This window comes from Sphingomonas sorbitolis (assembly GCF_036663875.1).
GTDB lineage: Bacteria > Pseudomonadota > Alphaproteobacteria > Sphingomonadales > Sphingomonadaceae > Sphingomonas.
In genome coordinates this window covers 497116-509622 of the sequence record NZ_JAXOJS010000003.1, presented here as the reverse complement: position 1 = coordinate 509622, position 12507 = coordinate 497116, and the positions used below count along the sequence as shown (strand labels likewise).

Sequence of the window (12507 nt, the reverse complement as noted above, 5' to 3'; positions counted from 1 at the left end):
CCGCTTGCGGGAGGGGGAGGGGCCCAGCCTCTTCAGGCTGGAGGGGGTGGGCGCCCGGCATCGACGTCGCGTTTCGCTGCCGGCCGGGAGCCCACCCCTCGGTCCCCTCCCGCGAGCGGGAGGGGAGGGCAAAGGAACTACTCCGCCGCGATCTGGATGCCGTCGCTGTCGAAGCCGGGCTCCGACTGCTTCAGGTCCACATTCAGGCCGAGCGAGCGCATTTCCTTGACGAGAACGTTGAAGCTCTCCGGGATGCCGGCCTCGAACGTGTCGTCGCCCTTGACGATCGCCTCGTAGACCTTGGTGCGGCCGACCACGTCGTCCGACTTCACCGTCAGCATTTCCTGCAAGGTATACGCCGCGCCGTAGGCCTGGAGTGCCCAGACCTCCATCTCGCCGAAGCGCTGCCCACCGAACTGCGCCTTACCACCCAGCGGCTGCTGCGTGACCAGCGAGTACGGCCCGATCGACCGTGCGTGGATCTTGTCGTCGACCAGATGGTGGAGCTTCAGCATGTAGATGTAGCCCACCGTCACCTTGCGATCGAACTGATCGCCGGTGCGGCCGTCGAACAGGTCCGACTGACCCGACGTGTCGAGGCCCGCCAGCGCCAGCATCGCCGAGACGTCGGCTTCGCGGGCACCATCGAACACCGGCGTCGCCATCGGCACGCCGCCCTTCAGGTTCTTGGCCAGCTCGACGATCTCGTCACCCGTGCGGGCGTCGATCTCGGCGTGATATTGCTCGCCGTACACCGTCTTGAGGCGATCGCGGACCGCCTCGGGCATCGCACCCGGCTTGGCGTCCGGATTCTCTTCGCGCCACGTCTCGAGAGCCGCGGTGATCGACTGACCCAGGCCACGTGCGGCCCAGCCCAGATGCGTCTCGAAGATCTGCCCGACGTTCATGCGCGACGGCACGCCCAGCGGGTTGAGCACGATATCGACCGGCGTACCGTCGGCGAGGAACGGCATGTCCTCCGCCGGCAGGATGCGGCTGATGACGCCCTTGTTGCCGTGACGGCCGGCCATCTTGTCGCCCGGCTGCAGCTTGCGCTTCACCGCGACGAACACCTTGACCATCTTCAGCACGCCCGGCGACAGCTCGTCACCACGCTCCAGCTTCTCGCGACGATCGTGGAACTTGTCCGTGATCAGCTTGGCGGCATCGTCATACTGGATCTTGACCGCTTCCAGATCGCTCTGGACCTTGTCGTCGGCGACCGCGAACTTCCACCACTCGTGGCGGTCGACGCTGTCGAGCAGATCCATGTCGATCACGACGCCCTTCTTGACGCCCTTCGGCGCCGAGGTGGCGGTCTGGTCGAGCAGCATCTCGCGAAGACGCGACCAGGTCGCACGGTTCAGGATCGAACGCTCGTCGTCCGAATCCTTCTTCAGGCGCTCGATCTCCTCGCGCTCGATCGCCATCGCGCGCTCGTCCTTGTCGATGCCGTGACGGTTGAAGACGCGAACGTCGACGACCGTACCCGACACGCCCGGCGGCAGGCGAAGCGACGTATCGCGCACGTCGCTGGCCTTCTCGCCGAAGATCGCACGGAGAAGCTTCTCCTCCGGCGTCATCGGCGATTCACCCTTCGGCGTGATCTTGCCGGCCAGGATATCGCCAGGCTCGACCTCTGCACCGATGTAGACGATGCCCGCTTCGTCGAGGTTGCGAAGGGCTTCCTCGCCGACGTTCGGGATGTCGCGCGTGATGTCCTCAGGCCCGAGCTTGGTATCGCGCGCCATCACCTCGAACTCGTCGATATGGATCGACGTGAACACGTCGTCCTTCACGATCCGCTCGGAGATCAGGATCGAGTCCTCGTAGTTGTAGCCGTTCCACGGCATGAACGCGACGAGGCTGTTGCGACCCAGCGCCAGCTCGCCGAACTCGGTCGACGGGCCGTCGGCGAGCACGTCGCCGGCACGAACCGCATCGCCCACCTTCACCAGCGGACGCTGGTTGATGCAGGTCGACTGGTTCGAGCGCTGGAACTTCATCAGCGTGTAGATGTCGACGCCCGACTTGCCGGCATCGATCTCGCCGGTTGCCCGGATCACGATACGCGCCGCGTCGACCTGATCGACGATGCCCGCACGCTTGGCCGAGATTGCTGCACCAGAGTCACGTGCCACGGTCTCTTCCATGCCGGTGCCGACGAACGGCGCCTCGGCCTGGACGAGCGGCACAGCCTGACGCTGCATGTTCGAGCCCATCAGCGCGCGGTTGGCGTCATCGTTTTCCAGGAACGGAATGAGCGATGCGGCGACCGAGACGAGCTGCTTGGGGCTGACGTCCATCAACGTGATGTTGTCCGGCAGCGCCATCAGGAATTCGCCAGCCTGACGCGACGACACCAGCTCCTCGACGAAGCCGTTCGACGAATCGAGCTCGGCGTTGGCCTGCGCGATCGTGTGCTTGGCCTCTTCCATCGCCGACAGGTACACGACGTCGTCGGTCACCTTGTGGTCGACGACCTTGCGGTATGGCGTCTCGATGAAGCCGTACTTGTTGACGCGCGAGAACGACGCCAGCGAGTTGATCAGACCGATGTTCGGGCCTTCCGGCGTCTCGATCGGGCAGATGCGGCCGTAATGCGTCGGGTGAACGTCGCGGACTTCGAAGCCTGCGCGCTCACGCGTCAGACCACCTGGTCCAAGTGCCGACACGCGACGCTTGTGGGTGACTTCCGACAGCGGGTTGGTCTGGTCCATGAACTGCGACAGCTGCGACGAGCCGAAGAATTCGCGGACCGCGGCAACCGCAGGCTTCGCGTTGATCAGGTCGTTCGGCATGACGGTCGAGACGTCGACCGACGACATGCGCTCCTTAACGGCGCGCTCCATGCGGAGCAGGCCGACGCGGTACTGGTTCTCGAGCAGTTCGCCGACCGAACGGACACGACGGTTACCGAGGTTGTCGATATCGTCGATTTCGCCCTTGCCGTCCTTGAGGTTCACGAGCGTCTTGATGACCTCGAGAATGTCCTCGGTGCGCAGCGTCGTCACGGTGTCCTCGACGTCGAGGTCGAGACGCATGTTAAGCTTCACGCGGCCCACCGCCGACAGGTCGTAGCGATCCGGATCGAAGAACAACCCTGAGAACAATGCCTCGGCGGTCTCCAGCGTCGGCGGCTCGCCGGGACGCATCACGCGGTAGATGTCGCTGAGCGCCTGCTCGCGCTCCTCGGCCTTGTCGACCTTGAGCGTGTTGCGGATCCACGGACCCGTCGCGACGTGATCGATGTCGAGCAGGTCGAGACGCTCGATGCCTGCCTGGTCGAGCAGTTCGAGGTTCTCGGCGGTCACTTCGTCACCGGCTTCGATGTAGATGCGGCCGGTCGACTCGTCGATCAGGTCATAGGCGCTGTAGCGGCCGAAGATTTCCTCGGTCGGGATCAGCAGATCGGTGAGACCATCCTTGAACGCCTTGTTCGCAGCGCGTGGGGAAATCTTCTGGCCGTTCGGGAACACGACTTCGCCGGTCTTCGCGTCGACGATGTCGAACATCGGCTTCTGGCCACGCCAGTTCTCGACCTGGAACGGAACGATCCAGCCACCCTGGCCGCGGACGAACGTCACGCGGTTGTAGAAATAGTTGAGGATCTCTTCGGACGTCATGCCGAGCGCGTAGAGCAGCGCCGTGACGGGCAGCTTGCGCTTGCGATCGATGCGGACGTTGACGATGTCCTTCGCGTCGAACTCGAAATCGAGCCACGAACCGCGATACGGGATCACGCGTGCTGCGAAGAGGTACTTGCCCGATGCGTGCGTCTTGCCGCGATCGTGATCGAACAGGACGCCCGGCGAACGGTGCATCTGCGAAACGATGACGCGCTCGGTGCCGTTGATGAAGAACGTGCCATTCTCGGTCATGAGCGGCATGTCGCCCATGTACACGTCCTGCTCCTTGATATCGATGACCGACTTGGCCTCGGTATCGGGATCGACCTCGAACGCGGTCAGGCGCAGCGTGACGCGCATCGGCGCAGCGTAGGTGATCCCGCGCTGGCGGCATTCCTCGACGTCGAACTTCGGCGGCTCAAGGACGTAATCGTCGAAATCGAGATAGGCGGTGCCGGCGAAATCCTGGATCGGGAATACGCTACGCAGCGTCTTCTCGAGACCCGAGACGTGGCCGATCGACTTGTCGGAGCGCAGGAACTGCTCGTAGCTCTCACGCTGGACTTCGATCAGGTTCGGCATCTGCACGACTTCGTGGATGTTGCCGAAAACCTTGCGGATACGGCGCTTTGCAGTGCCGTGTTCGATCGCCTTGGAAGCCATAGGTTTTGTTTCGCCCTATAAAAACTGACGGATCAGTCGTAATTTCGTGCTTGGGAACCCCCAAGCGGGACGCACGTTCACGCAAAAAGGCCGCGCGCATCAGGTGCGGCGGCTCTCAGCGTATGAAACCTCGGTATCCAATACGACCGACACGCTGCGCGACGGCATGTCATTTCCCGGATGCTGTGGTGAGATGCGGATATAGGCGCGCCGTGGCGTCATGTCAAAGGGCGGATGTCGATGTGTGACGCAATGCTCTGCTATCGAGATTGAGGGCCGAGACTGAGGGCGGGTCGTTTTGAAACGCCGAGAGTGTCGAAAATACTATAGATTGTGGATCGCCTGCAACGCTAGGCGCATCCGCAGTAGAGCGTCGATCGTATACGTATGGGGGATGCGGCAGGATGAACGACAAGGTGACAACCGACAGGGTGATGGTCCACGCGGCCTCCGACGAGGATCGCGCGAACTGGGCGCAACTACTCGATGATCACAAGCGGATCGCCGAGCAATGCGTCGTACTCGCCGACCTAGCGCAAGGGTCGCGGGAGCAGAGCGGCATCGCGTCGCGCAAGCTGATCGAACTCGCGATCACCGTCGCCAAGCATCTCGACCTCGAGGACGAAGTGATCGATCGCACGGTCATGGCGATGGAGGCGAAATATTCGCCCGACACGATCGCGACGATGGAGGGGAATCTCGACATCCTGCGGTCCGACTGGAAGGCGTTCATCGGTCGCTGGCTGCCGGTCATCGCGCCCGGCGAATGGGAAAAGTTCGGCGTCCAGGCGGAGTCGATGCTCGATCGGCTGTCGAGCCAGGTGATGCTTGAAACTGAAATTCTGTACGATCACGCGTTGCGTGACGGTGTCGTGCGTCCGGGTGGGCTGGTGCTGCACTGAGGGACGGCGGGGCGACTAGCTGGTAATGTCAGGGCGAGTCCGCCAGATAGTACCACCCCGGCGAAGGCCGGGGCCCAATTGGTGAGGTGGTCGTAAAGGAGCGCCGAGCTAAATCATCGGCGCCCCCCAATTGGGCCCCGGCCTTCGCCGGGGTGGAGCCGTTGTGGATCGTCAGCGAGGCCTCGGCGCTGGCTACCGCCGCTTCTTCTTCGACGAGACGGCAACCACAGGCGCCACCGGCACCGGCGGTTGCGCCACAACCTTCACCACCAGTGGCAACACCCCGGGATCGGCCGGATACAATCGCCGAGCCCGCGCGAACACGAACCGCGCCTTCGCCGCGCCCGGGGCGTTCTCGGTGACGCCGACCCAGCGCCAATGCCACGGCTCCCACTTCACATGCTGCTTGTTGCCGCCGGGAAAGCTCTGCTCGAACCCGAACCGCGGCGCGTTCGCCCGCAGCCACCGCGCGGCAGGCGTCGCGGCCATGCACGCCTCCGCATCGGGACATCCGTTCGCCGGACGCACCGCAAAATCCAGCGCATAGCCGGTCGAATGCTCGCTATACCCCGGCGGCGCGACCGAGATCGCCCGATCGGCCGGGCTGCTCGTCTCGCCGCGACAGAAGACGCTGCGCTGGCGGGCGATCGACCGCTGGCACGACAGCGCGCGCAACTGACCCATCACCGAAGGATCGCCCTGCGCCGCCGCGAACAGCCGCAACAGGTCGGGCAGGATGTCGGCACGCACCACGCATGGATTGCCCACGGAATATTCGGACGGCAGCGTGACCAGCTCGCTTTCGGGCGCGTCGCCATAGGGCAAATGCCCGAACGCGCGACCGTCGGGGGCGATTGCCGCGCTCTGTCCCTCGCACAATTGGGCTTCCGCCACGGTCGGGGCGAACAGGAGCGCGAGAGCCAGCGTGCGGTGCAACATCGACGCGGGCTCTGGCACGCAGGCGCTAATGATGGCAAGGGCGGCGGCATGCATGGTGAACGCGTACTCTTCCTCGACGGCGAGGCCCTGGTGATCGACAAGCCCGCAGGGCTGCCGGTCGATCCGCCCCGCGATGGCTCGCTGAGCCTCGAAAATCATCTCGAAAGCCTGAAGTTCGGCTTCCAGCGCTGGCCGAAGGCGGTCCACCGCCTGGACCGCGACACGAGCGGCTGCCTCCTCCTGTCGCGCAACCCGAAGGCGCATGCCCGGTTGCAGCAAGCGTTCGAGCAGGGCCTCGTCTCGAAGCGCTACGTCGCGCTGCTCGACGGCGTGGTCGAGGGGACGTCCGGCTTGATCGAGATGGCGCTCGGCAAGGTCAGCACCGCGGAAACCGGCTGGCGCATGGTCGAGGACCCGAACGGCAAGAAGTCGCGCACCAACTGGCGCGTGCTGGAAATCAAGGACGGACGCTCGCTGGTCGAGTTCCTGCCCGAGACCGGCCGCACGCACCAGATCCGCGTCCACGCGGCGAGCGGCCTCGGCGCGCCGGTGGTCGGTGACGGCGTCTACGGCAAGGCGGACGGCCTCGGCATGATGCTCCACGCGCAGCGCCTGATCGTGCCGCGTCCGGGCAAGCCCGACGTGCTGGCCGAAGCGCCGTTGCCCGAGCGCTTCGCGAAAGCCGGGTTCGCCGACGAGGCGGCTCCGGTCGCCGACGTCGCTCCGGCTGCCGATGCGGTAACGGCGCCCGACTCCGCCGACGACTGAGCGGGCGAGGGGCTGATGGTCGCGATCCCGATCACCCGATCGATCTCGATCGACGACAGCGAGCTGATCGAAAGCACGACGCGCTCGGGCGGTCCCGGCGGTCAGCACGTCAACACCACCGACAGCGCGGTGATCCTGCGCTTCGATGTCGGCCTCTCGCCCGGCCTGCCGCTGGCGGTGAAGAACCGCATCGCGGTGCTGGCCGGATCGCGCCTCACGCGCGACGGCGTGCTGGTGCTGCGCAGCGAAGGCTCGCGGTCGCAACTGCTCAACCGCCAGGAGGTTCGCGAGCGGCTAGTGGCGCTGATCAAAGAAGCGACGATCGTCCCAAAAGCCCGCCGCGCGACCAAGCCGTCCAAGGCGGCGAAGGCGCGGCGGGTCGATACGAAGAAGGTGCGGAGCGGGGTCAAAGCGGGCCGCGGCAAGGTCCGCGATGACTGAGCGACACTCTTCGCCGCTCACCCGCCCCTCACAGCCCGTTGCCGCTCACCCGCCCCTCAAAGCCCGTCACCCCAGCGAAAGCTGGGGTATCCCCGTGGAACGGGCAGTAGGCGCCAACAGGGATACCCCAGCTTTCGCTGGGGTGACGGGCCATAATGGGGTGGCGGACTATGATGGATTGGCGGACTATGACTGGGTGAGGAACTATTTCGGGCTTCGAGCGACATGGTGTCGCTACCACCGCCCTCCGCCGACCAAGGAAGACAGATGTACCAGTTCGATATATCCGCCGGCACCAAGGCCGATCTCTACCGCGACCTTCTCGCCGCGCTCGACGCGCTGACCGTAGACGAGACCGATCCGATCGCCAACATGGCCAACGCCGCCGCACTGGTATGGGAATATCTCCCCGACCTGAACTGGGCAGGTTTCTACCGGCTGGTCGAAGGCGAACTCGTGCTCGGCCCGTTCCAGGGCAAGGTCGCGTGCATCCGTATTCCGGTCGGCAAGGGCGTCTGCGGGGCCGCCGCCGCGACGCTGAAGACGCAACTGGTCGAGGACGTCCACGCGTTCCCCGGTCACATCGCCTGCGATGCGGCCAGCCGTTCAGAACTGGTGGTGCCGGTCACCAAGGACGGCACGCTGATCGCAGTGCTCGACCTCGACAGCCCCGAACCCGCGCGGTTCGACGCCGAAGACGCGGCAGGGTGCGAAGCACTCGCGGCATTGCTCGCCGAACGTCTCGCGATCTGATCCGTTTCGGGACGGCACGCTCGCTGGCGAGTCCCTCCCGGCTTTGGTAAGCAACCTGTTAAGATATTCGGCGTTTGCGCGGGATAGGGTGGCGAAACCAGGGAGACGGACATGCGGAGGCTTTTGATCGCAAGCGCGGGGATGGCACTGGCGAGTGGCGGCGCAGCGGACGCGCAGCACCGCCCCGGCGCCAACTACGACGTCCCCGGCACGGCGATGCAGGCGCCGATGCAAACGCCGCACCGGCCAGGACCGATCGCCGCCCGCCCGCCCGTCGTCTACACGTCGTCACAGGTCAGCGGCCCGCAGGCTGTCGGTCCACAGCCTGCCGGTCACCGCGCGCCGCGCTGGGGCAGCAAGATCGGCGGGCGCTGGTGGGGCGGGGCGAACGCGCCAGGCGGCTGGGCCGCGTACCGCCGTCCGCATCGGGGCTGGGCGGTGCCGGGCTATTGGAACGCGCCGCGCTTCTACATCAACGACTGGTCGCGCTATGGCCTGCCGCAGCCGCCACAGGGGTATAACTGGGCGCGCTATTACGATGATGCCGTCCTGATCGATCCGCGCGGCTCGGTATACGACACGGTGAGCGACACCGACTGGGACCGCTATGACTCCGGTGGTTACACCGCGGTCGCGCCACGGGATTATGCGCAGAACGACTCGGTCTATGCAGGCCCGGCCGACCGCGGTTATGCCGCACCCTATGACGACCGCGCACCGCGGCGCGACACGGGTCTCGGCGGCGCGGCGATCGGTGCGGTCGCAGGCGGCGTTGCAGGCAATGTCATCGCAGGACGTGGCAACCGTCTTGGCGGCACGCTGATCGGTGCCGGCGTCGGGGCAGCGGCGGGCTATGCGATCGACAAGGGCGAAGATCGCGGTCGGCGCGCACCGCCGCCACGGGCCGATTACGGCGCGGGCTATGCGCCGCCGGCTACTTACGCGCCCGTCTACGCACCCCCCGTCTCCTATGGCGCTGGCTATGCGCAACCGCGTGGCTACGCCGCGGCGCCCGGCGGAAGCTGGGTTTCGCCCGACGGCCTGACGACGGTGACGACGACCAGCGGCAGCGTCTATCCCGCCGGCGGAACCACGGTCGTGGTCCAGTCCGCCCCGATGGTAACGACGACGACCACGACCGAATATTACGACACGGTGTCGTACACGCCGCGAAAGGCGTGGCGAAAGCGCGTCCGGGCGCGTCCGACCTGCAACTGCCGTTGACCGCGATTTGCTGCCGCTAAGCCAGCGGATCAGCCGGAAAATCAGCGCACGTCCTTAGGGGCGTGCGTTTTTTTTGGCCTGTCACCAAGTCGCGTGCTCGGTTCCGGTTGGAGCCCGGGCGCTCCCGAGACCATCACCACCCAATCTACGCAATATGAATATAGGATATCGTATATTATATTTGACATAAACTCGGCGACGTGATGGATTGCGCGCAACATCCAAACAGGGGCGCGGGTACTCATGACATTTTTGGTCGGAAAACTTCGTAATCGGTCGAGCTTGGGCGCGATGGTCGCGATGCTGCTCTCGTCGAGTGCCTATGCGCAGGTCGTGCCCGTGCCGCAGCCAACCGCCGAAACGGGCGCAGACGACGCCATCGTGGTCACCGGCACGCGCATCCGCCGCCCCGATCTGGCCAGCAACAGTCCTATCACCTCGGTGACGGACCAGGAGATCAAGTATCAGGGCGCGGTCAACGTCGAGAACGTGCTGAACCGCCTGCCGCAGTTCACCGCCGACGCGAACGAGAACGTCTCGAACGGGTCGGACGGCACCGCCAACATTAACCTGCGCAACCTGGGCTCGAACCGCACGCTGATCCTGCTCAACGGCCAGCGCTTGATGCCGCAGCAGGCGATCGATCTGAACTTCGTGCCGTCGGCGCTGATCGACCGGGTCGACGTGGTGACCGGCGGCGCGTCCGCGGTCTACGGCTCGGACGCGGTCGCGGGCGTCGTCAACTTCGTGCTGAAGGATCATCTCGACGGGCTGCGGATCGACGTCCAGTCCGGGCTTGGGTTGCACACCAACGACAACAGCGGGGTGCGCAACGTCCTGACCACGCGTGGCTATGCAAACGCGCCGGGCCGCGTCGCCGATGGCGGCAAGCAGGATCTGAACGCGGCGTACGGCAAGAATTTCGCGAACGGGCGCGGCAACATCACCGTCTATGGCGGCTATCGTCACACCGATCCGGTGCTCCAGGCGAACCGCGATGTCTCCGCCTGCGCGCTCAACCCGTCGGATGCCGCGGGCAATGGTTTCATCTGCGGCGGATCGAGCAACACGCCGATCGGAACGTTCGTGCCGCTCGGCGGGCCCAATTCGGGCAGGACGCTGACCAACAACGCCAACGGCACGCCGACCTGGGTGCCCTACACCTCGGCCTATGCGTACAACTACGCGCCGACCAACTACTTCCAGCGCTCCGACGAGCGCATTACCGGCGGCGCGTTTGCCAAGTTCGAGATCGCACCGATCGCCGAAGTCTATGGCAGCTTCATGTACATGAAGGATCACACCTTCTCGCAGGTCGCGCCGTCCGCATTGTTCCTCGGCACCACCTTCACCGTCCCCTGCAACAACCCGCTGATGAGCGCGTCGCAGCAGCAGTCGCTGTGCGGCGCGGCGGCGGGGACGTCGGCGACGCAGGATACGTTGATCGGTTATCGCCTCGGCTCGGGCCAGTCGCGTCGCGACGATCTGCGCCATCAGGACTATCGCTATTCCGCAGGTGTCCGTGGCGATCTCGGTCACGGCTTCCGCTACGACGTCAACTATCTGCATTCCCTGGTGCGCTACAACGAGACGTATCTGAACAACGTCGACAATGTGAAGGCGCAGCGTGCGCTCGACGTGGTCAACGTCGGCGGGGTTCCGACCTGTCGCTCGGTCATCGATGGCAGCGACCCGGCGTGCGTGCCGATCAACGTGTTCCAGGCGAACGCGATCACCGATGCGCAGGGCGCGTACCTGTTTTCGGAGAGCAACACCGCGTCGCGCAACGTGCTGGACGTGATGTCCGCGAACGTGAATGGCGACCTCGGGACGTTCGGCATCTCCAGCCCCTGGGCGAAGCGCGGCGTCAACATCGCGCTGGGCGGCGAGCATCGTCGCGAGACGCTCAACTTCACCGCGGACGCGATCGCGCAGCAGGGCGGCACGACCAATTCGGATGGCCGCATCACCGTCAATGAAGGCTATGGCGAGATCGAGATCCCGATCCTGCAGGACCTGCCGTTCGCGCACGAACTGACGCTCAACGGCGGCCTGCGCTATTCCGCGTATCGCAACAGCCAGCAGTCGACCGGGTTGAAGTCGCAATACAACGTCTGGACCTACAAGGGCGAGGCAAGCTGGGCGCCGGTCAAGGATGCGCGGTTCCGCTTCAGCTATAACCGGGCGATCCGTGCGCCGAACATCGGCGAGCTGTTCGGCTCGCGCTCGATCGGCAACGTCTCCGCACAGGATCCGTGTTCGGGGACGTCGCCCACCGCCTCGCTCGATATCTGCCGCCTGACCGGCGTGACGCAGGCGCAATATGGCAACATCGTCGAGTGCCCGTCGGATACGTGCTCGGCGCAATATGGCGGCAATTCTGCGCTGAAGCCTGAAAAGGCCGACACCTATACGCTCGGCATGGTGCTGACGCCGCGGATGGTGCGCAACTTCACGCTGTCGGTCGATTATTACCACATCAAGGTGAAGGACTATATCAGCTCGGTCGATCCGTCGCTCGCGATCAGCCAGTGCGTCGCGGCGAGCGATCCGTTCTATTGCGGGCTGTTCACGCGCGACCCGCGTTCGGGCGCGCTGTTCGGCAGCAACGGCTATATCGTGTCGACCACGTACAACACCGGGTCGCTCAAGACGTCGGGGATCGATCTCACCGCCGATTACACGCTGGGGATCGGCGCGCTCGGCAAGCTTAACCTCAACATGGTCGGCACGCGGCTGATCTCACAGGTATCCGAGCCGCTGAAGGGGCTGGGCAGCTATGACTGCAAGGGGTTGTTCGGGTACACCTGTGGCCAGCCCAACCCGAAGTGGCGGCACGTGATGCGCACCACATGGCAGATGCCGCAGGGCGCGAGCGTGTCGGTGTCGTGGCGGCATATCGACCAGGTCAAATTGTCGTCGCTGTCGGACAACACCTTCCTCGCGGGGACGCCGAGCGTGATCAATCGGAAGATCTCGGCGTACAACTACATCGATCTCGCGGGCACGGTCGCGGTCGGCGAGGGGCTCCAGCTTCGCGCCGGCGTCAACAACCTGTTCGACAAGGATCCGCCGGCGATCGCCTCGGGCATCCTGTCGTCGTTCGGCAACGGCAACACCTATCCCGGCGTGTATGACGTGCTGGGCCGCACGCTGTTCGTCGGCGCGACGGTGAACTTCTGACGCTT

General features: G+C 65.0%; 8 protein-coding genes. 6 read left to right on the top strand and 2 right to left on the bottom strand.

Translation table 11 applies throughout. From position 1 onward, the window contains the following. Positions 1 to 137: 137 nt before the first annotated feature. Complete coding sequence (gene rpoB / locus U1763_RS11670) at positions 138 to 4292, bottom strand: DNA-directed RNA polymerase subunit beta (protein WP_056051380.1); 4155 nt, start codon at positions 4290 to 4292, stop codon at positions 138 to 140. Between the two features lie 404 nt (positions 4293 to 4696). Between rpoB and U1763_RS11665 the strand changes: the two genes are divergently transcribed. Further along, positions 4697 to 5194: a hemerythrin domain-containing protein gene (locus tag U1763_RS11665; protein ID WP_277982987.1), complete on the top strand. Its 498-nt coding sequence runs from the start codon at positions 4697 to 4699 to the stop codon at positions 5192 to 5194. Between the two features lie 192 nt (positions 5195 to 5386). Here U1763_RS11665 and U1763_RS11660 read toward each other — a convergent pair whose 3' ends face one another. Next, entirely contained in the window at positions 5387 to 6133 is a 747-nt protein-coding gene (locus U1763_RS11660) for a M15 family metallopeptidase (RefSeq protein WP_332755330.1), read from the bottom strand. A gap of 48 nt (positions 6134 to 6181) precedes the next feature. On the opposite strand from U1763_RS11660, the gene U1763_RS11655 reads away from it, so the two are divergent. The 5 genes from U1763_RS11655 (at position 6182) to U1763_RS11635 (ending at position 12502) form a co-directional block, all read left to right on the top strand. Next, positions 6182 to 6901, top strand: coding sequence for an RluA family pseudouridine synthase (locus tag U1763_RS11655; RefSeq protein ID WP_332755329.1), 720 nt, complete (start codon positions 6182 to 6184; stop codon positions 6899 to 6901). 15 nt (positions 6902 to 6916) lie between these two features. Beyond that, positions 6917 to 7342, top strand: a complete 426-nt coding sequence (arfB, locus tag U1763_RS11650) for an alternative ribosome rescue aminoacyl-tRNA hydrolase ArfB (protein WP_093399511.1) — start codon at positions 6917 to 6919, stop codon at positions 7340 to 7342. Between the two features lie 267 nt (positions 7343 to 7609). Then, positions 7610 to 8095: a free L-methionine (R)-S-oxide reductase MsrC gene (gene msrC / locus U1763_RS11645; RefSeq protein WP_332755328.1), complete on the top strand. Its 486-nt coding sequence runs from the start codon at positions 7610 to 7612 to the stop codon at positions 8093 to 8095. Between the two features lie 111 nt (positions 8096 to 8206). After that, positions 8207 to 9319: an RcnB family protein gene (locus U1763_RS11640; protein WP_332755327.1), complete on the top strand. Its 1113-nt coding sequence runs from the start codon at positions 8207 to 8209 to the stop codon at positions 9317 to 9319. A gap of 243 nt (positions 9320 to 9562) precedes the next feature. Further along, complete coding sequence (locus U1763_RS11635) at positions 9563 to 12502, top strand: TonB-dependent receptor (RefSeq protein ID WP_243693405.1); 2940 nt, start codon at positions 9563 to 9565, stop codon at positions 12500 to 12502. Positions 12503 to 12507 lie beyond the last annotated feature (5 nt).

Bases quoted from the DNA above. Each gene is read 5' to 3' on its own strand.
- rpoB (WP_056051380.1), bottom strand. From the start codon at position 4,292: ATGGCTTCCAAGGCGATCGAACACGGCACTGCAAAGCGCCGTATCCGC.
- U1763_RS11665 (WP_277982987.1), top strand. From the start codon at position 4,697: ATGAACGACAAGGTGACAACCGACAGGGTGATGGTCCACGCGGCCTCC.
- U1763_RS11660 (WP_332755330.1), bottom strand. From the start codon at position 6,133: ATGTTGCACCGCACGCTGGCTCTCGCGCTCCTGTTCGCCCCGACCGTG.
- U1763_RS11655 (WP_332755329.1), top strand. From the start codon at position 6,182: ATGCATGGTGAACGCGTACTCTTCCTCGACGGCGAGGCCCTGGTGATC.
- arfB (WP_093399511.1), top strand. From the start codon at position 6,917: ATGGTCGCGATCCCGATCACCCGATCGATCTCGATCGACGACAGCGAG.
- msrC (WP_332755328.1), top strand. From the start codon at position 7,610: ATGTACCAGTTCGATATATCCGCCGGCACCAAGGCCGATCTCTACCGC.
- U1763_RS11640 (WP_332755327.1), top strand. From the start codon at position 8,207: ATGCGGAGGCTTTTGATCGCAAGCGCGGGGATGGCACTGGCGAGTGGC.
- U1763_RS11635 (WP_243693405.1), top strand. From the start codon at position 9,563: ATGACATTTTTGGTCGGAAAACTTCGTAATCGGTCGAGCTTGGGCGCG.